This is a genomic window from Myxococcus sp. CA005 (genome assembly GCF_006518205.1).
Taxonomy (GTDB): domain Bacteria; phylum Myxococcota; class Myxococcia; order Myxococcales; family Myxococcaceae; genus Myxococcus; species Myxococcus xanthus.
The window spans coordinates 46,019-70,995 of sequence record NZ_SRLV01000025.1 but is presented as its reverse complement, the minus strand read 5'-3'; the positions used below and the strand labels follow the sequence as shown (position 1 = coordinate 70,995).

Here is a 24,977-nt window from a genome sequence, read left to right as displayed (position 1 = left end):
CTGTAAATAGTTATCCTGAGGTACGGATGAGCGACGAGATTTCCGGTCGGGGCGACCCATTGAAATCACTGCAGTTGCTATGGGGACGAACCGAGGCACCGAAGCGCGGCCCGAAGGCGAAGGCCAGCGTCGCGGAGCTGGTGTCAGCCGCCGTCACCATCGCGGATGCCGAGGGGCTCGAAGCGGTCAGCACGCGCCGCGTCGCGGAGGCAGTGGGCATCTCCCCCATGTCGTTCTACACGCACATCCCCGGCAAGGCCGAGCTGTTGGACTTGATGATGGATGTCGTGTCCGGCGAAATCCTGAAGGACCGGCCCGTCTTCAAGCCCGCCGACTGGCGCGCCAACCTGACGCGGGTGGCGACGGACTATCGCGACTTCTACCTGGCCCACCCGTGGGTGATTCCACTCGCGACCCACCGCACTGTGCTGGGCCCGAACACCTTCCGTTCCGCAGACATCGCGTTGAGCGCCATTGAAGGCCTGGGGCTCACGGACCTCGAGATGGACCGGATCATCACCCTGGTCCTCGACTACGTCCACGGCGCGGTCCGCAACGCGGCCCGGGAAAAGATGGTCAAGGACCTGACCGGCATGACGGACGAGGAGTGGTGGTACCGCGTCGCCCCCTTCCTCGAAACCATCGACTTCACGCCCTACCCCGTCCTGTCCCGCGTCGGGAAGACCGCGGGAGAGACCTACGGGGCACACGACCCCAGGGGGGCGTTTGCCTTCGGTCTCGAGCGAGTGCTCGATGGACTGGCGGTACTCATTGACGGAAAGGCACCGGGAAAGAAGCGGCGCTGAGCCGCCAGGCAGTAAGCGTCAAGGTTGTTGTGGCTGGGTGGCCTACGACGGGGGGACCATCTGCCTTCTCCGCCCTGCGCTCTTCAGACGCGAGGCGGCGTGGCTGCGCGGCAGGCGGGCGATTGGTCACTCAATCGTGGAGTTCGTCACGACGATGGGCGTGTCATCGTGATTCGAAATCTGTGGATGCGTCGGGTACCACGACCCGCCCGTATTGTTCCGAATCACGGAGCGGTCGATGCGGATATCTCCCGAGTGGTCATTGCTCACGAAGAAGATGGCGCTGCCGTGCGCATTGACCTCGTTGTGCTCAATCCGGGTGCCACAAAGTGACAGCGTCATCGTGTTCCCATCGTTGTAGATGGCTCCGCCACTGCCCCCTCCCGGAGTTCCCGGCCGCGCGGGATTGGCGCCATTGCCGACGGCCCGGTTGTGGGAGAACAGGCTGTTGATGATGGTCCAGGACACGCCGATGCTGCTGATGCCACCGCCGTTGGAGCAGGCACCGCCGTAACCAGCCTTGCCCCCGAAGGTCGTGTTCACCACGTACACGGGCTGGTTCCGGTGCTGGCTGAACGCACGGAGCGCGGCGCCGCCCACGTCCGGTCCCACATCCGAGCAGACGTTGTTGAAGAACCGGGAGTTGATGACCTTCAAGCGCCCGCCGCGCACCCAGACCGCGCCGCCGCCGTCGAACTCGGCCTCCGTCTTGGAGCTGGCATCCACGAACGTCAGGTTCTGCAGCGTCAGCCGAGGGTGGTCCTGGTCCTGGCAGTGCGCCGTCGTCCACACCTGATCCCGGTCGCAGGTGTTCATGTACAGGATGCGGTGCCGCCCCGCCCCGCTCAGCGTCACCAACCCCTTGCCGTCGATGACGATCTCCGGCCCCGTGTCGTTGAAGATCTTCGCCGTCCGCTCCAGGGTGATGGTGACGGGCTCGGGACCGCAGTCGAAGGTGATGACCCCGCCCCGCGCCACGGCCTGGATGAACGCGTCACTGGTACAGCTCTCCGGACTGCCCGTGCCGACGACCGTGGTGGGCCGGGCGACATCCGCGAGGCCAGCCTCGGCCGGGATGGCGCACGTGGCCTCCGGGTTCTGATTCCCGGCGGGAGGCCCATCCTTGGGATTCGTCAGGGGGTTGGGCGTGTCCACACCCCCGTCGTCCTCCGAGCACCCCATCCCACCGGCGAAGGAAAGTCCGAGAAGCACGAGCGCGGGCAGCCGACGAAATCTCACAAGGTGCATGACGCCTCCAGTCCGCACCCAGTGTAGCTCCGCTCAGCGCAATGGCCCCGGGGCCTCTTTCTGGAGGCTACCGAACCGTCACGGCTGCCCGCCGAGCCACGGGCCCCACTGGACGATCCGACTGCCGCCCGCGAACTCACGCTGCCCCCCGGGGCCCACGCGCTCGGAGCCGCTGGAGAGCGACTGGAAGCGCGCTTCATACGGCAGGCCCGCGAGCCCCGGCGCCCAGGGCTCCGCCGCGTAGGTGTCCATGAAGACGTGCTGCGTGCCCTCCAGGTCCTCCGTGCGCTGCTCCGTGATGGAGGGCACGTTCCGGTCTCCCACGGTGAAGGTGCCACGGGCGCCGTCCTTGGAGGGAGGCCACTCGCCTGACACCAGCGCCTCCCAAGGAAGGCCCATCACCACCTCCTCCAGGGACTCAGGCTCCGCCTTGGAGAAGTCGGCGCACGGCTCGCTCCCAGTGCCCAAGGGGCCCTCCGCGCGCAGGATGTAGCCGCGCTCCGCGGTGAAACACACGCGCAGCACCTCGTGCGTGGGCGCCATGTCCACCTTCCTGTCGTAGTACGCGCCGGGCCCCAGGGGCCGCTCCAGCGCGGGCACGGGGGCGCTGGCCCCGGTGGAGCCCTCCTGGAACTCACGCAGCGACAGCCTGATGCCGCCCGGCGTCCGGAACCCGGCGGACTCCGTGCTGGCCTCCAGCAGGCCGCGCGTCAGGTAGAGCAATGCCGAATCATTGGCATACACGCGCGTGCGCAGCGGACCGTCCACGGGCCGTTGATCGCTGACATAGCGAGTGGCCTCCCAGTTGCGCCCGGAGAAGGAAGGACGCTCCGCCGTCACCTGCCCTGGACGCGGCACGTCCAGCGAGCGCGTCATGTCCGAGCGCACGGGAACCACCAGGTCCCGCGCCAGCCGCGTCTGCGTCAACGGATTTCCCGCCGCGTCCGTGAAGGCCACCCGCACATAGACCCAGGGCTGCTGGACGGACACGACATCCAGCGTCAACTGGCCGTCGAGCGTGCGCGCGGCGTCAGCCGCACGGGGGGTCGGGCCCTGGGTCGCGGAGAAGGCATAGGTGACGCGATCGCCCACGCGGGCACGCTTCCAGGCCTCCGCGGCCTGCTGAGAAGTGGCGGTCTGGCTCTGAGCGTCGATGGGCGAGGGATTGCTCGACATCGTGCCCCCACAGCCAGAAAGGAACGACAGGGCCGCGCCCAGCAGCGCGGCGACAGGACAGGTGACGTGGCGCATTTGCATATGCGACTGAATACACCGACAGTGTATTCACGCGCACCTCTCGTCAGAGGGAAGTGTCCTTTCCCAGCCCATTACAGGGTCGTAGTTTGTTTTCACTTGAGTCAGATCATGCCTGGGGTGTCTTTGCCCCATGGGGCAGGTGACCGATAACCAGACATCACTGTGCGGTTTCGAAACGCCCGACCATATCCATGGAACCCGAAGCAATCACGCGGGTTTGCGGCGACTGGCGTCAACTCTATTTACGCGCCCGTGACGCGGGCCTGGAGCGCAGATACTCCACGCTAGTCAACTATTCCTTGTTTCTCTCTCTGCGGGACTCATTGGCCTACCATTTGCTCAAGGGCCGGGACGCGTCTCGCCGCGGCTGGTGGATACCAGGCGGACGGCGCGTCCCCCCGCAGTCAAAACGGACGAGGAATCTCCGATGCCCATGTTCAAGAAGATGTTCAAGGGAGCTGCAGTCCTCGCGGTGACCGGTAGCATGATGCTGACGGGCTGCGGCACTGACGTGCAGGCCGATTCGCAGCACGAGCAGGATGAGATCATCTCCAACCTGGTCGAGGCCGGCTTCCCGGCGGACGACATCCTGCTCTCCGACGGCCAGGTGTACGTGGGTCGCGACGCGCACGTGACGCTCGAGGCGTCCCGCGAGATGCTCCAGACGGACCTGAAGACGCAGGAGCAGTACCGCACGACGAACCTCGTCGCCGCCTCCATCACCCGCATCTGCATCGTCCCGAACTCCGCGTACGCCGCCAACACCACGCTGATGTCCGCCCTGGACCGGGCGATCGCCAACTACAACGCGCTGGGCCTGTCGTTCACCATGCAGCGCGGCGGCTCCGGCTGCAGCGCGACCATCTCCGCACGCACCATGTCCGGCGCTGGCGGCTCGGCGGGCTTCCCCTCCGGCGGCCGTCCCTACGGCATCATCAACATCGGCACCGGCACGGCCACCTACGGCGTGGCCGTGGTCGAGCACGTCGTGACCCACGAGCTGGGCCACGCCGTGGGCCTGCGCCACTCTGACTACTACAACCGCAGCATCAGCTGCGGCGGCGCGGCCACCAACGAAGGCACCGCGGGCGTTGGCGCCATCCACATCCCGGGCACGCCGACCACGGCCACCCGCGGCGGCTCGCTCATGAACTCCTGCTTCGGCTCGTCCGAGACGGGTAACTTCAAGAGCTCCGACGTCACGGCGCTCCAGTACCTGTACTGAGTCATGGCGCGACACCCCACAGACTTCCACCTGACGCTGTGGGGTTCGCTCCTCGCTGGGACCGTCTTCCTGGGCCTCACCGCCTGCGGAGGACGGTCCGAGCCGGCCGAGCCTGCGGTCTGTGAGCCACCCGCCAGTCCGGAGGTTCGTGCTTTCGCGCAGTGCGGTCCGACGCTCGACTTCACCCCCATCAACAGCTACGTCGGCGAGCTCTCGGACATCATCCAGGACCGGGAAGACGCCGTCGTGCTCATTGACGGGCGCTGCACCGGAACGCTGATTCAAGCAAGCGCGGGCCCCGTGGTGCTCACCGCGGGCCACTGTGTCAACCTCGGGGACATCCCGCTGATTGTCTTCAACTTCGAGGACGACGCGGACGGCGACCCTTTGATTACGGAGGGCACCGTCATCGAGCAGTCGATGGAGCCGGACTACGCGCTCATCCAGCTCGACGTCCTCCCGGATGTCACGCCCATCCCGCTGACGGCCCAGGCCACCGAGCAACTGGCCATCATCCAGCACCCTCGCGGACGCCCCAAGGTCATCGCCGAGGGCCGTTATCTGGACGCGTGCAACAACCTCATCTTCTACGGGGACCTGGACACGCTGGTCGGCAGCTCCGGCGCGGGCGTACTCAACCAGCAAGGGCACCTGCTGGGCGTCCACACCGACGGAGACTGTGAGGTCAACGGCCGGGGCTCCAACCGGGGCGCGCCCGCGGAAGTCATCGTCGAAGCCTCCGCGTATCTGCAAATCGAAGACATCGCCGTGCCGTCCACTGCGACTCGCACGAAGGGGGCGGACGCCCCATCCGCGCGGCTCGCGCCCTGAGTGCCAGAACGGTGCGAGTTGTCACCGGTCCGCGGCAGGCGTTGGAGCCCCCGGGTGCGCCCATGCCGTCCGGGCCGCTGTCGACCACCTCGTGTCACTCCACTCACGATACGGACTCCACGAGGCGAACGAGCGGCCAGCCGCTCGCTCGCGGCGTCTGGCGCCCAGGATGAGCCCGCGTTGCCACGGCACGCCGTGCCCCTCATCCGCACGCCTCACCGCGCCATCGCGTCGTCGGGCAGACGAGCAAAAGGCTCCTGCTGTTTGAACGCCAATCAAGCAGCGGCGCCCACACCTCGATGTCACTCGACGCGCTCTGCGCGACATGCGAGACGCTGGCGCGAGCCGAGGCATTGCCGCGCCCGCCTCTCGGAGTCGACGCACCATGGAAGTCGCAGCATCCCCGAATGCCGATCCACACGGCGCACCGTCGCTGGGGCTGTTCCGGCTCACGTGGCCCATCTTCCTGGAGCTGCTGCTCTTCATGATGATGGGCACGGCGGACACGCTGATGCTCAGCGGCGTGTCGGATGACGCCGTCGCCTCGGTGGGCGTCGTCAATCAGTACGTCTTCATCTGCATCCTCATCATGGAGGTCGTGGGTCACGGCGCGGCCATCGTCGTGGCCCAGTACCTGGGCGCGCGCAGGCAGACAGAGGCCGCGCGCATCTCCGCCATCGCCGTCACCCTGAACCTCGCGCTCGGCATCACCGTCAGCGCGGGGCTGCTGCTCAGCGGGGATGCCATCCTGGGCGGGATGAACCTTCAGGGCCACATGCTGGCGTACGCCAAGACGTACCTGCACATCGTCGGCGGCTTCCTGTTCATCCAGGCCCTCATCAACGTCTTCGCCGGGCTGCTGCGCACCTACGGCTTCACGCGCGCGTCCATGTTCGTCTCGCTGGGAATGAACGTGCTGCACGTGGGTGGCAACTACGTGCTCATCGCCGGCCACTTCGGCTTCCCCGCGATGGGCGTGGCGGGCGCCGCCATCTCCACCGTCGTGAGCCGGGCCATCGCGCTGGGCGTCTTCGTCTACGTCCTGTACCGGGTGATGCCGGTGAAGATGGCGCCGCGCGACTACGTGACGTTCTCCAAGGACTACGTCCGCAAGATTCTCAAGGTCGGCCTGCCCTCCGCCTTCGAGCAGGCCACGTACCAGGGCTGCCAGACGGTGTTCCTGTACTACGTGACGTTCCTGGGCGCGGTGGCGCTGGCGTCCCGGCAGTACGCACACGCCATCTCCCAGTATGTCTTCCTGTGCAGCCTGGCCATTGGCATGGGGACGTCCATCATCGTGGGCAGGCTGGTGGGCGCCAACCGCGCCGACGACGCGTACCAGCAGGCCCTGCGCAGCCTGAAGTGGGGCCTGGCCATCACCCTGGTCGTGGACGTGGCCGTCGTCCTCCTCCGCGTCCCCATCGTCTCGCTCTTCACCGAGAACGCCGACATCGTCCGGCTGACAGCGCAGGTCATCGTCATCGGGCTCGCGCTGGAGACGGGGCGCTGCTTCAACCTGGTGCTCATCAACGCCCTGCGCGCCGCGGGTGACGCGACATTCACCGTCTACATGGGCATCGCGTCCATGGTCTGCATGAGCCTGCCGCTGGGCTACTACCTCGTCTTCCACATGGGCCTGGGACTGGCCGGCGTGTGGATGGCGGTGGCCGCGGATGAATGGGTGCGCGGCATCACCATGTGGCTGCGCTGGAAGAGCCGCGCCTGGGAGAAGCAGGTCCTGGTCTCCCTCGACGCGGAGACGGAGGCGGAGGCCGCGCCCGTCGCAGCGCACGCCTGAGCCGCGTGCTCAGCCGGTGACGACGATGCCGTCACGCACCGTCACCGGCCACGGCGTGAGTCGCCCGCCCGAACACGGCCCGCCCACGCACAGCCCGTCCTCCACCTGGAACAGAGCCCCGTGCCAGGCACAGACGATGAGCCCCTTGTCCGGCGTCAGGTAGCGGTCCAGTTCGCGCGCGAGCGGCAGACCCGCGTGGGGACACCGGTCCACGTAGCCGTGGACCGCGTCACCCTTGCGCACCAGGAAGCCGTGGAAGAAGGCGTCCCCAATCTGGAGGACGAGGTTGCGCGCCCCGGGGTCCTCCAGGGCGCTCACCGGGAGCAGCTTCACGTTGGCCGGCGTCGACCAGACGCGCTTGCGCCCCGCCGTCTCCCCCCCCGTGCTCACGCGGCCCTCAAGGCAACTTCGCCTTCTGGAAGCCCGCCCAGCACGCGTCGTAGTCCTGCTGGAGCGCGGGCGTCTCCATGGCGAAGCGCGTGGGACGGATGACCCAGCGCGACTCGAACATGAAGGCCAGCGTGTCCTTGATTTTGTGAGGCTTCAGGTCCGCCTGGATGGCCTGCTCGTAGCTGGTCCGGTCCGGGCCATGGCCGCTCATGCAGTTGTGCAGCGAGCCGCCGCCCGGGGCGAAGCCGCCCGCCTTCGCGTCGTAGACGCCGTGCACCAGCCCCATGAACTCGCTCATCACGTTGCGGTGGAACCAGGGCGGCCGGAAGGTGTGCTCGGCCACCATCCACCGCGGCGGGAAGATGACGAAGTCGCAGTTGGCCGTGCCCGGCACCTCGCTGGGCGACGTGAGGACCGTGAAGATGGACGGGTCCGGATGGTCGAAGCTCACCGTGTTGATGGTGTTGAAGCGGGCCAGGTCGTACTTGTACGGCACCAGGTTCCCGTGCCACGCCACCACGTCCAGCGGTGAGTACGAATACCGCGCCGACCACAGCCGCCCCAGGAACTTCTGCACCACCTCCGTGGGCCGGTCCACGTCCTCGAAGGCCGCCACCGGCGTCAGGAAGTCGCGCGGGTTGGCCAGTCCATTGGCCCCAATGGGCCCCAGGTCCGGCAGCCGGAAGAACGCACCGTGGTTCTCACAGACGTAGCCGGCGGCCTGGCCCTCCGGCAGCTCCGCGCGGAAGCGAACCCCGCGCGGCACCACCGCGATTTCGCCCGGCGCCACGTCCAGCACGCCCAGCTCCGTCACCAGCCGCAGCCGCCCCGCCTGCGGGACGATGAGCAGCTCACCGTCCGCGTCGAAGAACACCCGGTCCACCATGGAGCGGTTGGCCGCGTACAGGTGGATGCTGATGCCCGCCCCTGACGCCGCGTCCCCGTTGCCCGCGTAGGTGACGAGCCCGTCCACGAAATCAGTGGGCTGGGCCGGCGGGGGCTGGGGACTCCACCGCAGCCGGTTGGGCGAGGCGGGCACCTCGTCGAAGGGCCCGCTGCGCAAGAGTCCCTGCGCCAGCGGCTGGAACGCAGGGTGGTTGGCGCTGGGCCGCAGGCGGTACAGCCACGAGCGCCGGTTCTCCCGGCGCGGGGCCGTGAAGGCCGAGCCCGACAACTGCTCGGCATAGAGGCCGAACGGCGCCCGCTGGGGTGAGTTCTGTCCCTCGGGCAGTGCGCCGGGCACCGCCTCGGTGGCGAACTCGTTGCCAAAGCCAGACAGATAGGCGCCGGGAGCCGTCTTGAGGACGCTCCCCGGCGACACCTCGGAGGAAGGCTGGGTGGTCACCGGATTCTCCTCGCAAGCGCGGCGAGCGGACTAGTCGACCTTGATGACGCCGCGGCGAATCTGGTCCAGTTCGATGGACTCGAAGAGCGCCTGGAAGTTGCCGTTCCCGAAACCCTCGTTGCCCTTGCGCTGGATGATTTCGAAGAAGATGGGCCCGAAGAGATTCTCGGTAAAGATCTGGAGCAGCAGGCCCTCTTCCTCGCTGCCGTCGATGAGGATGCGGTTCTTGCGCATCCGCGCCAGGTCCTCGCCGTGCTTGGGGACGCGCTTGTCGACCAGGTCGTAGTAGGTTTCCAGCGTGTCCTGCAGCACCACGCCGCGCGCGCGCAGCCGCTCCACGGTGTCGTAGATGTCCGGCGTGGTGAGCGCCAGGTGCTGGATGCCCTCGCCCTTGTACTGGCGGATGAACTCTTCAATCTGCGACTTGTCGTCCTGGCTCTCGTTGAGCGGAATCCGGATGGCCTTGTCCGGGGCGATCATCGCCTGGCTGAACAGGCCCGTGGCCTGGCCCTTGATGTCGAAGTACTTCTGCTCGGTGAAGCCGAAGATGCGGTTGTAGAAGGACGACCAGGTGCGCATCTGCCCGCGGCGCACGTTGTGGGTCAGGTGGTCCAGCGTCTCCAGGCCCACGCTGTTCTTCGCCTCGGCCGCCTCGGCGCCAGGAATCTCCTGCCAGGAGTCATAGAGCGTCCCCTTCTCCCCGTGGCGGTCCACCAGATACAGCAGGCTGCCACCGATTCCCTCCAGGACATAGGAGCCCTCGCCCAGCGAGCCCCGCTCCGGGTCCGCCGCCTTGGCGCCACGCTCCAGGGCCATCTCGTAGGCGGTGCGCGCGTTCGCCACGCGGAAGGCCATGCCGCTGGCGGACGGGCCGTGCTCCGCGCGGAACTCAGCGGCCTGCCCGGAAGCCTCGCGGTTGATGAGCAGGTTGATGCCGCCCTGCTTGTAGCGGACCAGCTCCTTGGACGGGTGCTTGGAGTACGCGGTGAACCCCAGCCGCTCGAAGAGGTGCTCCATCACCTCGGGCTGGGGGCTGGTGAACTCCACGAACTCGAAGCCATTCAGCCCAAGAGGGTTCTCTGCCGTATCCGCCATGACGCCGCCTCCGTGCGTTGCTGGGGCGCGGGCCTTCACGGCCCGCGCGAGTCGCCGAAGCGCCCCCTGGTCGGGAGCGCTTCCTCTCGCGAACGTAGGGACGGCTCCCCTGCATAAAAAGTACAAAGTCCAGCCAGAGACTGTCAGGGCATTTCACAGCGCGCCGCGCCATGAATCCTCCATCAACTTCCCCTGGGGACAGGTGGCGCCCGGACGGCGGAGGGCTGTTCACGGCACGACGCTGGGCGCGACTCGAGCGCTTGCCACCCCGCTTCATCGCGATTCGGCCGAACGCATCCAGCCAGGACGCGGCAGGCTGCATCGCTAGATTACGCAAGATTACGCCCCCGCCCTGCACCCCCACCGACCGCGTGAAACAACTCACTTCCCAGACTGAACTCCCTGTCCCTGGTGGCGAACTGGGCGAACTGCTGCGCTCGCACGATTGGAGCCGCACCCAACTTGGCCCCTACGAATCGTGGCCCCGCCCGCTGAAGGCCTTCGTCACCATGATTCTGGAGATGCCGGCCCCGGCCATCATCTTCTGGGGACACGAGCTCATCCAGGTCTACAACGACGGCTACGCGGTCATCATGGGCCCGCGCCATCCCCGTTACCTGGGCGCTACCTACCGCGAGTGCTGGCCCGACACCTATCCCGTCATCTCGCCCTGGATGCGCAAGCTCCTGGCGACGGGCGAAGTGACGCAGGTGGCGAAGACCTACTTCATGCTCACCCGTTACGGGTTCAATGAAGAGGCCTATTTCACCTTCGACTTCAGTCCCCTGCGGGACGACGCGGGCACCATCGCGGGCATCCTCCAGGTCGTCTTCGAGGTCACCGACGTCGTGCTCAGCGAACGCCGGCTGGCCACGATTCGCGCGCTGGCGCCCCGGGTGAACGGGCCTTCCGAGAGCGCCACCACGGATGCCATCCGGGCCCTGGCGGACAACCCCAAGGACATCCCCTTCGCCCTCATCTACCACTGGGACGAGGGCGAACAGCGGCTGGAGCTGGCGGAGTCCACGGGGCTCGACGGGCTGGCGCAGCACGCCGTGGTGGACCTGGGACGAATCACGGAGGCCACGAAGCAGGCCGTGGCGGCGAACGTCCCCGTCCTCCTGGAGTCGGTGCCATCCCTCCTGGGAGCCCGCCAGTTCGGCCCCTGGCCCGAGCCGACGGAGAAGGCGCTGGTGCTGCCCCTGCGCCGCACCCGCACGGACAGCCTCCGGGGCGTGGTCGTCCTGGGCATCAGCCCCCGGCTGCGCTTCGACGACACCTATCGCCAGTTCTTCGAGGACCTGGCGCGCGAGTTGGCCACCCACCTGGCCGTGGAGCAGGAAAAGCGCGCCGAGCGCGAGGCCTACACACACGCCAAGCAAGCCCGGGCCCAGGCCGAAGCGGAGGTGGCCCGGCGGGCCCAGGCGGAGGCCGCGCTCCGGGCCAGCGAGGAACGCCTGCGGATGGCCCTGGCCGCCGGTCAGTTGGGCGTCGTGGAATTGCAGTACGAGCGCGGCGTGCTGTCGTGGGACGAGCGGGCCTTGCAGCACCTGGGCCTTCCCCCCGGCAAGTCTCCGACGCTGAAGGAAGCCGCGGCCCGGATTCATCCCGACGACGTGAACCGCGCACGGCGCACCATCGAACAGGCGCTGCGTCCGGGCGCGGAGGCGATTCGCCTGGAGTGCCGCGTGCAAGGCTGGGATGGCGTGCAGCGCTTCCTGCTGGCCATGGTGAAGACGCACTTCGACGCCCAGGGGCAGCCTGACCGCGTCGTCGGCGCCCTGCAGGACGTGACGGAGCAGCGGAGCGCTGAACGGGAACGCGAGCGGCTGGCCACCATTGTCGAACAATCCCCCGACTTCATCGGCGTGGGAGACCCATCCGGCCGGGCGGTGTGGGTGAACGATGCGGGGCGGCGTCTGCTGGGCCTGGGACTGGATGAGGACATCACCCGGTACCACCTGCGGGACTTCTTCCTGGCCGAAGACCAGACCTACGTCGACGAACACATCGCCGCCGCCATCCTCCAGGGCGGCCGGCGGGAGGGAGCGTTCCGCTTCCGGCACTTCCCGACGGGCGAGCCCATCGCGGCGCAGTACCACACCTTCGCCCTGGTAGAGCACGACACCCAGCGGCAGATGGGCATCGCCACCGTCGGCCGCGACATCCGCGCCCAGAAGCGGCTGGAAGCGGAGCGGGAGCGGTTGCTCGCCCGGGAGCGCGTGGCGCGCGAGGAGGCGGAGGAGGCCAACCGGCTCAAGGACGAGTTCCTCGCCACCGTCTCCCATGAGCTGCGCACGCCGCTCACGGCGGTGCTTGGCTGGGTGCAGATGCTGCGGACCGGCACGCTGCCGCCAGAGAAGCGGGAGCGGGCGCTGGCCACCGTGGAGCGCAATGCCCGCGCCCAGGGGCAGCTCGTCGAGGACCTGCTCGACGTGAGCCGCATCATGACGGGCAAGCTGAAGCTGGACGTGTCGTCCGTCGACGTGAGCCAGGTCGTGGAGGCCGTGCTCGAGTCACTGCGGCCGGCCGCCGAGGCGAAGGGCATCCGCATCCAGGCCGCGCTCGATTCGGGCGGCACCATCATGGGCGACGTGAGCCGCCTGCAGCAGGTGGTGTGGAACCTGCTGTCCAACGCCGTGAAATTCACCCCCAAGGGAGGCCGCGTCCAGGTGCTGGTGGAGCGGCGGAACTCCTCGGTGGAAATCACGGTGGCCGACACGGGCCAGGGCATCTCCCCGCAGTTCCTGCCGCACGTGTTCGAGCGCTTCCGACAGGCCGACGGCAGCACCACGCGCAAGGCCGGTGGGCTCGGGCTGGGACTGGCCATCGTCCGGCACCTGGTGGAGTTGCACGGCGGCACCGTGATGGCCACCAGCGAGGGCGAGGGCCGGGGGGCCACCTTCATCGTCAGCCTGCCGCAGGCCGTGGCGCTGAGGCGGGAGGTGCTGGTGCCCCCCACCCTCCGCGGCCCGTTGCAGGAGCAGGACATCCCCTGCCCGCCCCAGCTCGCGAGCCTGCGGGTGCTCGTGGTGGACGACGAGGAGGACACGCGTGAGCTGCTTCGCAGCATCATCGAGGCGTGTGGCGGCATCGTCACCACGGCCAGTTCTTCGGAGGACGCGCTGGCCGAGCTCCGCGAGGCCTCGTTCGATGTGCTCGTCTCCGACGTCGGCATGCCCGAGGAGGACGGGTACCGCTTCATTGCCCGCGTCCGGGCCCTGCCCGAGGAACAGGGTGGCGGCATCCCCGCGGTGGCCCTCACGGCCTACACCCGCATGGAGGACCGGACGCGCGCGCTGCTCGCGGGCTTCACCACCCACGTGCCCAAACCCATCGAACCGGTGGAGCTGATGGCCGTCATCGCCTCCATGTCCAACCGGGGCCCACCACGACGGGCCTGACAGGGCCTACCCCACGGGTGTGATTTTCATGGGGCGGCTGGCCCGTCTGGCCGCCCCGGGAATGTCAGACCCTTCCGGTAGTCTGCCTTCATTCCCGAAGCCGGAAAGGAAGGCCGAACCATGACCGTCACCCGTGAGAGTCCGCGCGTTTCCGTCAACAAGCTGGGCCAGTACCTCACCGCGACGCCGTCACTGCGAAAGCGCATCATCCAGGGCCAGAAGCACCCGGTGGACCCGCAGTACCTGCGCTACCCCGCCGCCGCCCAGGCCATCATCGAGTTCCTGTGCGAAGGCCGGGACGAGGTCATCCTCCGCTACCACCAGCGGCGGCTCCTCAACGCCCAGCCGGAATCCGATTACGACGCGCACCGGCTGGCCCTGTGCGCGGAGGCGCTCCAGCGTTGCCTGGTGTCCGCGGGGGACCTGGCCACCCGCGCGATTGCCAGCCCCGTGGACGCGGACCTGCCGCCGCTGGCGCTGGCGGGCGTGGACATCAGCGTGCGCCCGGACGTGCTGCTGCGCAGCGTGGATGCCCAGGGGCTGATGCGCTCCGGGCTGCTGAAGCTCTACTTCTCCAAGCACACGCCGCTGGACGAGCGCTCCGGGCAGTACATCGCCACGGTGCTCCAGCGTTACGCCGAGGAGCGGCTGGAGCAGCGCGGCCCGGTGGACCCGCGGCTGGTGGGCGTGTTCGACGTCTTCGCGGGCCGACTCTTCCAGGCGCCCAAGGCCCAGCAGCGCCGGATGAACGACGTCCGGTTGGCGTGCGAGGAAATCGCCGCCCGGTGGGACGTCCACTGACGCGCTGGTGAGCGGGCGTCCCGCCCCGGGCCTGTCCGCTTCCGGGACGGGCCTTCCCGCATTCGCGCACCCGCCTGGCTCGCTCAGGGAAGGACACCCTCCGGATGTCCGGCGGTTGCGCCCGCGAGGCGGTTGGCATGTCCTTCGCTCATGGCCGCAGCCATGGATTCGCTCCTCCAGGACCTCCGCTACGCGATACGCACGCTGACACGAACCCCCGGCTTCACGCTGGCCGCGGGCCTCACGCTGGCGCTCGTCATTGGGGCGAACGCCGTCCTGTTCAGCGCCATCCACGCGATGCTGCTGCGGCCCCTGCCCTTTCCCCTCCCCGAATCCCTGGTCCGTATCTGGTGCGTGCAGGAGTCGGTGAGCCACGCCTCGGTGGCGGCACCGGAGTTGCTCGGCTGGCGGGAGCATTCGAAGGGCTTCAGCCAGCTCGCGGGCTTCGGACGCACCAGCCTCAACCGGACGGGAACGGACGAGCCCGAGCGGGTGCGGGCGGCGCGCATCACCCCCAACTTCTTCTCCGTGTTGGGGGTGCAACCCGCGCAGGGGCGCGACCTGCGTGAAGAGGACGCGCCGCCCGGGGGTGACACCTCCGTGGTGTTGGTGAGCCATGGCTACTGGCAGCGGGCGCTCGGCGGCGTCCCGGACGTGGTGGGCCAGACGCTGGTGCTCAACGGCCGGAGCCACGCGGTGGTGGGCGTGCTGCCGGAGGACTTCTCGTTCCCCGAGTTCGCCGAGGACACGGATGTGTGGGTCCCCGAGTGGCAGGACCCACAGCGGCATGGCAACCACTACCAGTCGGTGCTGGGACGGTTGGCACCGGGCGTCTCACTGGAGGCGGCCCGAGCGGACCTGGAGCGCGCGGCGCAGGGCATTGGCCACCCCGAGCCAGGGCAGAAGCGCCACACCGTGCGGGTGACGGGCTGGCAGGACCACCTCACGACGAACACGCGAGATGTGCTGTGGATGCTGTGGGTGGCGGTGGGCTTCGTGCTGCTCATCGCGTGCGCCAACGTGGCCAACCTCATGCTGGTGCGCACGTTGTCCCGGCAGCGGGATGGCGCCATCCGGGCGGCGCTGGGCGCCAGCCAGGGACGGCGGCTCCAGCAGTCCCTGGTGGAGAGCGTGCTGCTGTCCCTCTTCGGCGGCGTGCTGGGGCTCTTGCTGATGCTGTGGGGCATGGAACTGGTGCGCACCCTGCTGCCCGCCAGCATGCTGCGCGTGGCGCCGCTGGAGCTCAACGGCACCGTCCTGGGCTTCAGCGTGCTGCTGTCGGTGGGCACCGGCCTGCTCTTCGGCCTGGCGCCCGCGATGCATGCGTCGGGGATGAACGTGCTGCCCCTGCTGCGGCAATCCGGCAGCGCCGTGGGCGCGCGCTCCGGGCATCCGCTGCGCAGCGCGCTCGTCATGGTGCAGCTCGCGCTCGCGCTGGTGCTGATGGTGGGCACGGGCCTCATCGTGCGCTCGCTGCAGAACATCCAGGCGGTGGACCCGGGTTTCGACGCGGAGGGGGTCGTCGGCGCGCAATTGACGCTCGCCCCCGACGCGTACCAGGAGGACGCGCGCAAGCGGGCCTTCTTCGAAGGCGTCGCGGAGCGGCTGATGGCGCGGCCCGGCATGGAAGCGGTGGGCTTCGTCAACGATGCCCCGCTGGGAGGCTCGAGCTCGAATGGTGACTTCATCCTGGAAGGGATGTCGGCCTCGCCCGGTGACCGCCACATCACGGCCTACCGGGTGGCCTCGCCCGGCTACTTCTCCGCGTTGCGCATTGGCGTGCGGCAGGGCCGCGACTTCGGGCCCGAGGACACGGAGAAGAGCGCCCCCGTCATCATCGTCAACGAGGCCTTCGTCCAGAGGTACCTCGGTGGCGGGGATGCCCTGGGCCGGCGGGTGCGGCTGACCTGGAATGACCTGCAGCCGTTCCGGGAAATCATCGGCGTGGTGGAGGACGTCCGTCACGAGTCGCTCACCCAGCCCGCCACGCCCGAAAGCTATCTGCCCTATGCGCAGTTTCCCCTGCGAGCCATGACGATGCTGGTGCGCACCCAGGGGCCGCCCGCCTCGGCGCTGGCCGCGCTGCGCGAAGAGGTGAAGGCGGTGGACGCCCAGCAGCCCGTCTACGACTTGCTGCCCTTCACGGACCGGGTGGAGAAGCTCCTGCTGCGGCCCAGGGCCACGACGCGGCTGCTGGCGGCCTTCGCCGGGCTCGCCGTCATCCTGGCCGGCGTCGGTGTCTATGGCGTGCTGGCGTATTCGGTGGGCCAGCGGACGCGAGAGCTAGGCATCCGGATGGCGCTGGGGGCCCATCCCCTCCAGGTGCTGCGGCTGGTGCTGAGCCAGGGGCTGTGGTTGACGGCCCTGGGCGTGGGCGTGGGGCTCATCGCCGCGTATGGCGCCACCCGGTTCATGGCGGCGACGCTCTATGGCGTGGAGCCCTTCGCCCCGGACATCTTCCTGGGCGTGGCCGTGGCGCTGGCGGCCCTCTCCCTGCTGGCGTGCCTGGTGCCCGCGCTTCGCGCCAGCCGCGTCTCCCCGTCGGAGTCCCTGCGCGCGGACTAGGGCTCACGCCTGCTTCATCTGGGAAGGCCCCTTGCGCGGGGGGCGGGCATCCGGGCGGCCAGAACGGGCCCGCCGGGGAGCCACTTTCCGCCCCTGTTGGCCGGCGGACAGGGCTGGACAGCACCTGATATGGAATAAGCTGTTCCAGCTTCCGTCGGAGTAGACGTGAACAAGCTCGCCAGCATCGCCGCCCTCTTCCTTGCCGCCACGGCGCTCGTGGTGGCCCTCTGGAGTCCACGTGAGACGGTGCAGGCTCCGCCCCCGTCCCCTCCGCCCGAGCAGCCCACCAGCGTCGCCGCGGACGTCATCAACCTGGAGCGCCGGGTCAAAGCCCTGGAGGACACGTCCATCAGCCTGTCCCGGCGGCTGATGGAGGTGGAGCGGCGCCCCACGTTGACGGCGGATGGGAAGGTGGTGGCCTCGCCGCCGCCCGCGGCGCTCGCGGCGGAGGTGGAGCAACTGCGCGCCGAGGTGCGCGGCATGGTCGCCGGCGAAGCGCTGAACTCCGAGGGCGGCCGCGACTACCTCAAGGACGCGGTGCGCAACGTCCAGAACGAGATGCGCAATGAGCAGCGCGCCGAGCGGCAGCAGCAGTGGCAGCAGGCGCAGGTTCAGCAGCAGGCGCAACAGCAGGAGCGCGTGCGCAAGTTCATCACCGACGCTCGGCTGAACTACACCCAGGAGCAGACGCTGTCGCGCCGGCTGGAGGCGGAGTCCACCAAGCGCCAGGCGCTCATGGAGGAGGTCCGCGCCGGCACGAAGACCGTGCGAGACATGCGCCAGGCGCTGCGCACGGAGAGCCAGCAGACCGACCAGGAGATGAACGCCATCCTCGACGAAGGCCAGCGCTCCCAGTACCAGTCGCTGCGCCGCGAGGACCGGCCCGTGGGTGGCCCCCCGGGCGGTCAGCGCGGTGGCCAGGGCCGCGGCCGCTGAAGCGCCGTGACGAAGGCCCCCATCATTCGAATGGGGGCCTCGCGTTGTGGGAGATGACGAGCACCTCCTCTGGCCGCCGCTCCGAGCGCGCCCAGGCCAGCAGCGCGGCGAGCGCGTCCACCGCCTTCGCATCCGCCGTCTCCAGGGGCACATCCTCGCGGTACGGATAGAAGAGGTCCTTGGAGCCCAGGCTCTGCTCCGCCCAGCGCCGCCAGCCGGGCATCGTCCTGCCGGACGCGGGTTGCAAGCCCACCACCTCGTAGCCCGCGGCGGAGAAGGGCCGGTACAGCCCCGCGACGGTGGCGCCCGTGCCGAAGCCACACACCACGCTGCGCACGGCGGGATACACGTCCTGGACGATGTCGAGCAGCCGCGTGGTCCATGACTCCACGCTCTCCACCAGCGCGCCGTTGGCGAGCTGCCGGGGCCAGAACCAGCCCTGGCGCTCGTAGTCCAGCGCCAGCTCCCAGGCCTGCGTGAAGCCGTGCACGGTGCGCACCTCCCCACCAAAGCCGTTGGCGCGTAGGTACGCGGTGCCCATCGTGTCCGTGAGGGCCACCACCGGCAGCCCGCGCTCGCGGCCCAGCGCATCCAGCGCCAGCGCCGACGACGCACCGGACAGCTCCACCAGGCCCTTTGTCTCCGCGGGCGCGGACTGGAGGTGATGGGAGAACGTCAGGTACTTCAGACTGCCCGCCGGAAGCGCTCCACCCCAGAGCACCACCGGCCCCCCCGGCCAGGGCCGTGACAAGGGAAACACGACGCGCATGCGTGAACCTCCATCCCCAACCTCCCCGGTGGGGACGTCCCACGCCAGCCGCGCGGCACCGGGGCTGTCCGGACGTGGACCCGAAGTCCGCCCGCTCACCGGCCCAGGACACTCGCCCCGGCCAGGAGGCTGAAGTGAAAAGCCTCTGGGGGAAGGCGGCTGTGCGATAGTCAGCGGCGGCTCCACATGCTGCGCCGGCTCCTTCCTACGCTCGTCGCCCTGGGTTGTGGCCTCCTGGCCCTTGGCTGGGGGCTGGTCAGCCTCCAGCGCATCTTCAGCCAGGAGCGTGATGACGCCCACGCGCAGCTGCGCTCGCGCCGGGACGCGCTGGCCCACGCGGCCGAAGAGGCCCTGCGGCAGAACCTGGCGAAGAAGCTCGATGAGAGCATCCCCCCCCTCCACGCCGCCGTGGGCGACCCGCTCGAGCCCGGCGAGGGCTACTACATCAACTTCCGCGGCTACCAGTTCCTGCCGCGCCTCACCATCCCCATGCCGGGTACCGGGACGCCCGCGCGGGACGTGCATGCCCTGCTGGGCGCGAGGCTGAAGGACGGCGCCCCCGCGGGGGAATGGGAGCCCCGCCTCACGCGGCTGCGCGCGGTGGAGGCGGCGCTGGCGGCCCGGGACGCGCGGGGCGCGGCCACCCGCGTGGAGGAGCTGCTGCGCTACCACGCGGCGAACCGGCTGACACCGGAGCAGGAGCTGCCCTTCCTGCTGCTGGTGGTGGAGCGGCTCCAGCGCGGCCCTGCCACCATGCCGCTGGTGCGGGCCCTGCTGCGCGAGGGCCTTCCAGAGGACCTGGGCGGCTTCGCCCGGGCGTCGGGGCTGCAGCGGGACGTGCTGCGCGAGCGCTCACGCTTCACGCGGGCGGACTTCGACTTCCTCCATGCGCGCATCGTCCGGGTGAGCGCCGCGCTGGGCGAGCCCACGGGCGACTTCCTCGCCCGAGCGGGCGAAGCGGGCGCGGGCATGCTGGTGATTCCCGAGGAGCTCTACGAGCCCACCCTCCTGGGCGAGTCCTGGTACGTGGCGCTGCGCGGCGAGGCGGTGTACGGCATCGCGGTGGACCTGGAGGCGATGCTCCAGCCCATCACCCAGGACATGCAGGCGCGCGGCCTCTTCGACGCGACGGGGCGCCTGCGGCTGCGCGCGGGCGGCGCCGTCCGTCCCCTGAGCACGCTGAAGCTGGCGGTGGACATGCCTCAGTGGGCGCGCCAGGAGGCGGACATCGACGCGCGCTACGGGCTGAAGACGCTGCTGGTGGCCGTGTGCGGAGGGCTCGCGGTGGCCATCTTCGCGCTCGCGGTGGTGGCCCAGCAGCGCAAGTACCGCTTCCTGGAGCTCAAGAGCGACTTCGTGGCCACCGTCTCCCACGAGCTGCGCACGCCCCTGGCCTCCATCCGCCTGCTCGGTGAGACGCTGGAGCGGAAGCTGGCGCAGGCACCGGAGGTGCGCGACTACCCGGCGCGCATCGTCCAGGCCGCGGACGGGCTGCACTTCCTGGTGGAGAACATCCTGTCGTTCAACCGCATCGACAAGGGCCGCTGGACGCTGCGGACCTCGCGCGTGCGGTTGGAGGAGCTCATCCCCCCGTTGCGCGACGACCTGGCCAATGCGACCAACGTCCCCGTCCACATCACCTCGGATCTGGAAGATGTGGAGCTGGAAGCGGACCCGGGCCTGCTGCGGATGGTGTTCTCCAACCTGGGCCGCAACGCGTGCGCCTACAACCGGAGAAGCCCCGTCGAAATCTCCATCCGCGCGCAGATGATTCCGGGCTACGGCTGCACGGTGCTCTTCCAGGACAACGGCATCGGCATCCCCGAGTCCGAATGGGAGAACGCCTTCCTGGACTTCTACCGGCTGACGGTGCCCGGACCGGAGGTCCATGGCAGCGGGTTGGGCCTTGCCCTGTGCCGCAAAATCATGAAGCTGCACCGGGGCGACATCCAGGTGGCCGCCTCGGGACCCGACGGCACCACCTTCGCGCTGATATTCAACGAGCCGGCTCGATGAACACCGCCACATCCACCCCGCCCCTCCGTCCCGCCATCCTCATCGTCGAGGACGACGCCCACCTGCGCGTCGGCCTCCGGGACAACCTGCTGGACGAGGGTTACCTCGTCGCCGAGGCCCCCAGCACCCGCGACGCGGAGCGGCTGCTGCAAGAGCGTGCGTTCGACCTGCTCATCCTGGACGTCATGCTGCCCGGCGAGGACGGCTACAGCTTCTGCCGCCGGCTGCGGACGCAGGGCAACAAGAGCATGGTGCTGATGCTCACCGCGCGCTCTCTGGAGGACGACATCCTCAGGGGCTTCGAGGTGGGCGCGCAGGACTACCTCACCAAGCCCTACCGGCTGCGGGAGCTGCTGGCCCGGGTACGCGCCCTGGTGCGCCGCTCCGGCACGGCGCCGCCGGAGCAGATGGGCTTCAGCAGCTTCACCCTGGACCTGGGCCGGCGGCAGGTGTCGCGCGCGGACGGTTCGGTGGTGGAGCTGACGCGCACGGAGTTCGACCTGCTGGCCTTCCTGCTGCGGCACCAGGACCGGGCCCTGCCCCGAGGCGAAATCCTGGACGCCGTCTGGGGCCGCGACGTGGTGGTGGACCCGCGGACGGTGGACAACTTCGTCTCCAGCCTGAAGAAGAAGCTGGGGTGGACGAGCACCTCTGGATTCTCCATCCACACCATCCGGGGCGTGGGCTACCGCATGGAGGTCGCTTCGTCATGACACAACCATGACGAAGCGATGGCCGCCCCACCGCCATTCGAAGACGCCAACTCCGTAGGTTGACTCTTGCGTGGACAGGGCGCTCCGCAGCCACCCGTCCCCGTCGGTGCCGTCCGTCTTGCACGGCCGTTACCGGGAGCGCCAGACGCTGAGGGAGGCCATCCGGAATGTTCAATTCGGTCATCGAGCGGCAGCGGGCTGGACGTATTGGCACGGGCGTGTGGGTGTCCATCGCCCTGCATGCGGCCCTGTTCGGGGCGGTGCTCTTCATCTCCGCGAGGCCGCCGGGTCCCAGCGAGCCTCCGGAGCCGAAAGAGTTGGTGCTCCGCGTGGCGCAGCTCCCGCGCGTGGCGAAGGGCTCCCCCGCCCCGGCGCAGCCGAAAGCAGCCACCGCGCCACGCCCTCGCCCGCGCAACCGGGACCGCGTGCCCGCGCGCGTGCCGCCGCCGGTGGTAGACGCGCCGCCCAAGCCGGTGGAAGCGGTGGCGAGCACCGACACCAGCACCTCGACGGACGAGGTGGCGGACGACCCGGGGACTGGCGTGCCGGGTGGGCATCCGGAGGGCTACAAGGATAGCAACGTGATTGGCGTGCAGTACGTGCCCGGCCTGGTCCCTGGGCAGGAAGCCACGGGCACCGACATCATGCCCTTTGGCCAGGGCATGTCACCGCCCAGACTGATGGGAAACCCGGGCATCGAGTACACGCACCAGGCGCTCGCCGCCCGCGTGGAGGGCACCATGATCGCCAAGTGCGTCATCACGGTGCGCGGCGACGTGACGGACTGCCGCATCATCAAGGGCCTGCCTCACATGAATGAGGCCGTGCTCGATGCGCTCCACGCCCGACGCTACACCCCGGTGCAGTTCCAGGGCCGGACGGTGAGCGTGTCCTACGTGTTCACCCTGCGGCTCAAGCTGCCGCGCTAGGGCGCTCAGCCCCCGTGGCCTCCCGCCGGCACCAGGACGTGCGTCAGGACGTACTTCTTGAGGCGCCGGCGGAGCTCATCCTCCAGGGTGAGCGCGATTTGAGGGTGGACGCGCGCGCCCACCTCGAACAACACCGCCTCCAGCAGCAGCCCCTCCTGGGCGATGGCGAAGAGGCGGTCCAGCGTGGGGTCCAAGGCATCCGTCTTGCCCTCCGCCTTCTGGCTCTCATGGACGGCCAGCGCCGATGCCAGGCACTCCATCTCCTCCACGGAGGTGAACTGCTCCTCGGTGGAGCCCGTCATCTTCGCCCGGTGTGACGGCTCGCCCAGCCACAGGGCCTTGCAATTGGCGAACGCCAGCCAGGCAGGGTCGTGGTTGGGGTCGAACTGGATGGAGACGCCCTCCGCGTCGCGCTCGGCGTACCCGCGCGGAACAATGGTGTCACCGCGGATGACCAACCCCAGGTGGGCGTTGGTGCGGAAGAACTGGCGGATGATGGGATAGCGCGGGCTCAGCGCCAGGCACTGCGCCCAGGCATCCAGCGCCTCCTCGAAGCGCCCCAGCTTCGCCAAGGCATTGCCCTGGAAGAACCAGGCACGGTGGTCATAGGGGTTGAGGGTGGTGGCGCGGCCGTAGTGCTCCAGCGCGGTGGCCGCGTCTCCGGCGAAGTAGTCCGCGTCACCCCGGAAGACCCACGCCACGTAGCACTCGGGACACAGGTCCGTGGCCTGGGCGTACAGCTTCGCGGCCTCGTCGTAGCGCTTCGCCTGGAAGTGGGGCTCGGCCTCATCGAGCAGGGCTTTCATCCCGGCGGGCGTGGGCCACTCGCGGATGGTGCGGCGGCCGTCCTCCACCTCCACCTGGGGGACGTCAATCAGGGCCACGCGCTGAGGCCACAACTGGTCGCCCCACCCGCCCGGGGGTGAGTCCTTGCCCTCGACCCGATAGGCGACCTTGGAATCCTCCAGCACCTTCACGATTTCAGAGGGCGAGAGGTACGCCGGTGTCTCGTGCTCCGCCTGGGACGTCTCGGCGGCTTCAGGAGGCGCTGCTGGGACGGGCTTCGGCGTGGACGCGCACCCGAGGACGAAGGAACAACCAAGGACGATGAAGAATGGACGCACGCGCGAGGGCCCCTTCGAAGGATGCGAGGACAACGGCCACCAGTCTATGCCCGGGAGTTCCTCCATCCGGAGCCTCGAAACACATCGACACGTCCCGAGCCTCCTCGGCTGGGAGATGTCCACCGCCAGGCAAGCACTCCGGAAGTGGCTTGAAAGGGCTCGCGGGGCTGGCGCGCCTTCGTTCGCAGGGAGCGCCCAGGCCCCGCACATCCTCCTCGCGCCGCAGGTCCTCCTCCGGCCCCGTCAAGTCATCGTGAGCCGCATGAGCGCTCGCGCCCCCCGGCTCAGGGGTGCGCGCCAACGGTGAGGTCGATGACCTTGGCAGCCCCGGCGCGCAGCACCTTTGCGTGCACGGTCTGGCCCACACGTTCCGGAGGCAGCTGCGCGACCAGGTCATCCACCTCTCGCAATGGCTGCCCCTCGAGCGTGAGCAGCGTGTCACCCGGATGCAGCCCCGCCTCCTCGGCCGGGCCATCCGGCTCCACGCTCGCGACCTTGAGGCCGCTCTGGGTGCCATGGGTCTTCGCGAGCTTCTCCGGCAGCCGGACGGGGAAGGCCCCCATCCCGAGGTAGCCGCTCGGCGCTTGTGAGGGCGCATTCGTGGACGTGGCCTCGGTGCTGGCCGGCGACTTCTTTCCCCCTGGCTTCGCGGCCCCTCGAGCGACCTCGCGCGTTGTGTCCTTCATCGCCTTTCGCGCGCCGCTCGCAGCCTCACCGCCCTTGCGCGCTGCGCCCCGGGTCGCCTCTGCGAACGCGCGTGTTGCACCCTGGGCGCTCTTGGTGACCTCGTCGAAGGCGCGTGTTGCGTCCCGGGCGCCCTCGGCGACGTCTCGCGCCACTTCCTTCGCCCTCACCGCGGGCTCGCGCGGCGCTCGCTCCTTCACGTCGCGCTTGCGTGGCGCCCCCTGCTTCGACCCTCCAGCCTTCTGCAGGCGCAGGCGCATCGCGGCCGGGGGCCGCCCCACTCCACCACCAAGAGTCGCCATGGACATGCCTTCGCGCAATCGCTCCTTGAAGCCCTCGGCCACGCCTCCTTGCGTCGGCGCTCCACCCGCGCCACCCCTGAGCAATCGCTGACGTGCGGCGGCTGGGGGCCGCCCCACTCCACCATGGGTCGCCAGGAACATGCTTTCGCGCAATCGGTCTTGGAAGGACTCGGCTCCCCCCTTCTCCGCCACCTTACGGAGCAGCCGCCCAGCGAGCAGTCCAATGCCCAGCAGCCCAAGGATGGAGCTCCCGGGCCTCGCCTTCAGCTTTTTTTGCGCGGCGCGGAGCCACTCCTCCATCGACGCTTCCTGGAGGTAGAGGGTGGTGTCCTGGAGAATGCGGCTTCCCCCCTCGAGCACGGGCCGCGTCAGCACGGTCGGCAACCGCCGGGCCGCGACCGTGAGGAGCCTCGCTCCGGACTGCGCAACGTTGGCGATGAGCGCCTCGCGCTGCGCGTGGAAGCGTTCCAATTCCTGCGCCTGTACATCCTGGGGGAGCGTCTCTTGCTGGACGCGCTTGCGCGTGTTCCCCCCGTTCGCAATTCCTTTGACCGAGGCCATGGGTACTCACACCGCTGACGCACACGCGTGCCGGACGCGCATGCGTTGTCCATGCAGAACGTAGACACGACAGGCGGCGAAGTTCAGGGAGGTGAGGCGGCCCCGCCCCTCCCAGATCGATCTGCCACCTCCCGGGCGATGGGCAGGGGGCGACATGACTGACGAGCCCCCCTCAGGC

At 69.1% G+C, this 24,977-nt stretch carries 19 protein-coding genes; 11 read left to right on the top strand and 8 right to left on the bottom strand.

What is annotated here, in order from left to right; genetic code table 11:
- The first annotated feature begins 26 nt into the window (after nt 1-26).
- On the top strand, nt 27-806 hold the full coding sequence (locus FMQ63_RS13730) for a TetR/AcrR family transcriptional regulator (protein WP_011552861.1): 780 nt from the start codon (nt 27-29) through the stop codon (nt 804-806).
- Between the two features lie 126 nt (nt 807-932).
- Here FMQ63_RS13730 and FMQ63_RS13725 read toward each other — a convergent pair whose 3' ends face one another.
- Both FMQ63_RS13725 and FMQ63_RS13720 read right to left on the bottom strand, forming a co-directional pair.
- Nucleotides 933-2,054, bottom strand: coding sequence for a hypothetical protein (locus FMQ63_RS13725; protein ID WP_026113953.1), 1,122 nt, complete (start codon nt 2,052-2,054; stop codon nt 933-935).
- 78 nt (nt 2,055-2,132) lie between these two features.
- The gene (locus FMQ63_RS13720; RefSeq protein WP_011552859.1) at nt 2,133-3,311 is read right to left on the bottom strand and encodes a DUF6068 family protein; all 1,179 of its coding nucleotides are present in this window, start codon (nt 3,309-3,311) and stop codon (nt 2,133-2,135) included.
- Between the two features lie 427 nt (nt 3,312-3,738).
- Between FMQ63_RS13720 and prtB the strand changes: the two genes are divergently transcribed.
- The 3 genes from prtB to FMQ63_RS13705 all read left to right on the top strand — a co-directional run bounded on the left by prtB (nt 3,739) and on the right by FMQ63_RS13705 (nt 7,165).
- Complete coding sequence (prtB, locus tag FMQ63_RS13715) at nt 3,739-4,536, top strand: M57 family metalloprotease PrtB (protein ID WP_011552858.1); 798 nt, start codon at nt 3,739-3,741, stop codon at nt 4,534-4,536.
- Between the two features lie 3 nt (nt 4,537-4,539).
- Complete coding sequence (locus FMQ63_RS13710; protein WP_011552857.1) at nt 4,540-5,367, top strand: serine protease; 828 nt, start codon at nt 4,540-4,542, stop codon at nt 5,365-5,367.
- 385 nt (nt 5,368-5,752) lie between these two features.
- Entirely contained in the window at nt 5,753-7,165 is a 1,413-nt protein-coding gene (locus FMQ63_RS13705) for an MATE family efflux transporter (RefSeq protein WP_011552856.1), read from the top strand.
- Nucleotides 7,166-7,174: 9 nt separating this feature from the next.
- Here FMQ63_RS13705 and FMQ63_RS13700 read toward each other — a convergent pair whose 3' ends face one another.
- From FMQ63_RS13700 to hppD, 3 genes are read right to left on the bottom strand one after another with little or no spacing between them, the layout of a single operon-like run.
- Nucleotides 7,175-7,555 carry a Rieske (2Fe-2S) protein gene (locus FMQ63_RS13700; protein WP_011552855.1) on the bottom strand — a complete coding sequence of 127 codons (381 nt, stop codon included), beginning with the start codon at nt 7,553-7,555 and terminating at the stop codon, nt 7,175-7,177.
- Nucleotides 7,556-7,562: 7 nt separating this feature from the next.
- The gene (gene hmgA, locus FMQ63_RS13695; protein WP_020478780.1) at nt 7,563-8,900 is read right to left on the bottom strand and encodes a homogentisate 1,2-dioxygenase; all 1,338 of its coding nucleotides are present in this window, start codon (nt 8,898-8,900) and stop codon (nt 7,563-7,565) included.
- Nucleotides 8,901-8,930: 30 nt separating this feature from the next.
- Nucleotides 8,931-9,995, bottom strand: a complete 1,065-nt coding sequence (hppD, locus tag FMQ63_RS13690) for a 4-hydroxyphenylpyruvate dioxygenase (protein ID WP_011552853.1) — start codon at nt 9,993-9,995, stop codon at nt 8,931-8,933.
- A gap of 371 nt (nt 9,996-10,366) precedes the next feature.
- Between hppD and FMQ63_RS13685 the strand changes: the two genes are divergently transcribed.
- The 4 genes from FMQ63_RS13685 (at nt 10,367) to FMQ63_RS13670 (ending at nt 17,701) form a co-directional block, all read left to right on the top strand.
- A complete protein-coding gene (locus tag FMQ63_RS13685; protein ID WP_305034246.1) occupies nt 10,367-13,399 on the top strand; it encodes an ATP-binding protein in 3,033 nt (1,010 codons plus the stop codon).
- A 120-nt stretch (nt 13,400-13,519) separates the two neighbouring features.
- Nucleotides 13,520-14,200 (top strand): hypothetical protein, encoded by a 681-nt coding sequence (locus FMQ63_RS13680; protein ID WP_011552851.1) that lies wholly within the window; start codon nt 13,520-13,522, stop codon nt 14,198-14,200.
- A gap of 162 nt (nt 14,201-14,362) precedes the next feature.
- Complete coding sequence (locus tag FMQ63_RS13675) at nt 14,363-16,765, top strand: ABC transporter permease (protein ID WP_011552850.1); 2,403 nt, start codon at nt 14,363-14,365, stop codon at nt 16,763-16,765.
- Nucleotides 16,766-16,930: 165 nt separating this feature from the next.
- Nucleotides 16,931-17,701, top strand: a complete 771-nt coding sequence (locus FMQ63_RS13670; RefSeq protein WP_011552849.1) for a hypothetical protein — start codon at nt 16,931-16,933, stop codon at nt 17,699-17,701.
- 22 nt (nt 17,702-17,723) lie between these two features.
- On the opposite strand, the gene FMQ63_RS13665 is transcribed toward FMQ63_RS13670, so the two are convergent.
- The gene (locus tag FMQ63_RS13665; RefSeq protein WP_216608866.1) at nt 17,724-18,470 is read right to left on the bottom strand and encodes a pyridoxal-phosphate dependent enzyme; all 747 of its coding nucleotides are present in this window, start codon (nt 18,468-18,470) and stop codon (nt 17,724-17,726) included.
- A 186-nt stretch (nt 18,471-18,656) separates the two neighbouring features.
- Here FMQ63_RS13665 and FMQ63_RS13660 point away from each other — a divergent pair, with 186 nt between their 5' ends.
- From FMQ63_RS13660 to FMQ63_RS13650, 3 genes are all read left to right on the top strand, one after another.
- On the top strand, nt 18,657-20,486 hold the full coding sequence (locus tag FMQ63_RS13660; RefSeq protein ID WP_011552846.1) for a HAMP domain-containing sensor histidine kinase: 1,830 nt from the start codon (nt 18,657-18,659) through the stop codon (nt 20,484-20,486).
- Entirely contained in the window at nt 20,483-21,199 is a 717-nt protein-coding gene (locus tag FMQ63_RS13655; RefSeq protein ID WP_011552845.1) for a response regulator transcription factor, read from the top strand. Before FMQ63_RS13660 ends, FMQ63_RS13655 begins: the two co-directional genes overlap by 4 nt.
- A 167-nt stretch (nt 21,200-21,366) precedes the next feature.
- Entirely contained in the window at nt 21,367-22,128 is a 762-nt protein-coding gene (locus FMQ63_RS13650) for an energy transducer TonB (RefSeq protein WP_011552844.1), read from the top strand.
- A gap of 5 nt (nt 22,129-22,133) precedes the next feature.
- Here the strand turns inward: FMQ63_RS13650 and FMQ63_RS13645 are convergent, their stop codons facing one another.
- Together FMQ63_RS13645 and FMQ63_RS13640 are read right to left on the bottom strand one after the other, a co-directional pair.
- Complete coding sequence (locus FMQ63_RS13645) at nt 22,134-23,252, bottom strand: tetratricopeptide repeat protein (RefSeq protein WP_225909940.1); 1,119 nt, start codon at nt 23,250-23,252, stop codon at nt 22,134-22,136.
- Between the two features lie 284 nt (nt 23,253-23,536).
- Nucleotides 23,537-24,799, bottom strand: a complete 1,263-nt coding sequence (locus FMQ63_RS13640; RefSeq protein WP_011552842.1) for a PDZ domain-containing protein — start codon at nt 24,797-24,799, stop codon at nt 23,537-23,539.
- Nucleotides 24,800-24,977: the final 178 nt, after the last annotated feature.

Excerpts from the sequence above, each read along its gene's own strand:
- FMQ63_RS13665 (WP_216608866.1), bottom strand. The coding sequence starts at position 18,470 with ATGCGCGTCGTGTTTCCCTTGTCACGGCCCTGGCCGGGGGGGCCGGTG.
- FMQ63_RS13725 (WP_026113953.1), bottom strand. The coding sequence starts at position 2,054 with ATGCACCTTGTGAGATTTCGTCGGCTGCCCGCGCTCGTGCTTCTCGGA.
- FMQ63_RS13675 (WP_011552850.1), top strand. The coding sequence starts at position 14,363 with ATGGATTCGCTCCTCCAGGACCTCCGCTACGCGATACGCACGCTGACA.
- prtB (WP_011552858.1), top strand. The coding sequence starts at position 3,739 with ATGCCCATGTTCAAGAAGATGTTCAAGGGAGCTGCAGTCCTCGCGGTG.
- FMQ63_RS13650 (WP_011552844.1), top strand. The coding sequence starts at position 21,367 with ATGTTCAATTCGGTCATCGAGCGGCAGCGGGCTGGACGTATTGGCACG.
- FMQ63_RS13730 (WP_011552861.1), top strand. The coding sequence starts at position 27 with ATGAGCGACGAGATTTCCGGTCGGGGCGACCCATTGAAATCACTGCAG.
- FMQ63_RS13660 (WP_011552846.1), top strand. The coding sequence starts at position 18,657 with ATGCTGCGCCGGCTCCTTCCTACGCTCGTCGCCCTGGGTTGTGGCCTC.
- FMQ63_RS13680 (WP_011552851.1), top strand. The coding sequence starts at position 13,520 with ATGACCGTCACCCGTGAGAGTCCGCGCGTTTCCGTCAACAAGCTGGGC.
- FMQ63_RS13720 (WP_011552859.1), bottom strand. The coding sequence starts at position 3,311 with ATGCAAATGCGCCACGTCACCTGTCCTGTCGCCGCGCTGCTGGGCGCG.
- FMQ63_RS13640 (WP_011552842.1), bottom strand. The coding sequence starts at position 24,799 with ATGGCCTCGGTCAAAGGAATTGCGAACGGGGGGAACACGCGCAAGCGC.
- FMQ63_RS13705 (WP_011552856.1), top strand. The coding sequence starts at position 5,753 with ATGGAAGTCGCAGCATCCCCGAATGCCGATCCACACGGCGCACCGTCG.
- FMQ63_RS13710 (WP_011552857.1), top strand. The coding sequence starts at position 4,540 with ATGGCGCGACACCCCACAGACTTCCACCTGACGCTGTGGGGTTCGCTC.
- FMQ63_RS13655 (WP_011552845.1), top strand. The coding sequence starts at position 20,483 with ATGAACACCGCCACATCCACCCCGCCCCTCCGTCCCGCCATCCTCATC.
- hppD (WP_011552853.1), bottom strand. The coding sequence starts at position 9,995 with ATGGCGGATACGGCAGAGAACCCTCTTGGGCTGAATGGCTTCGAGTTC.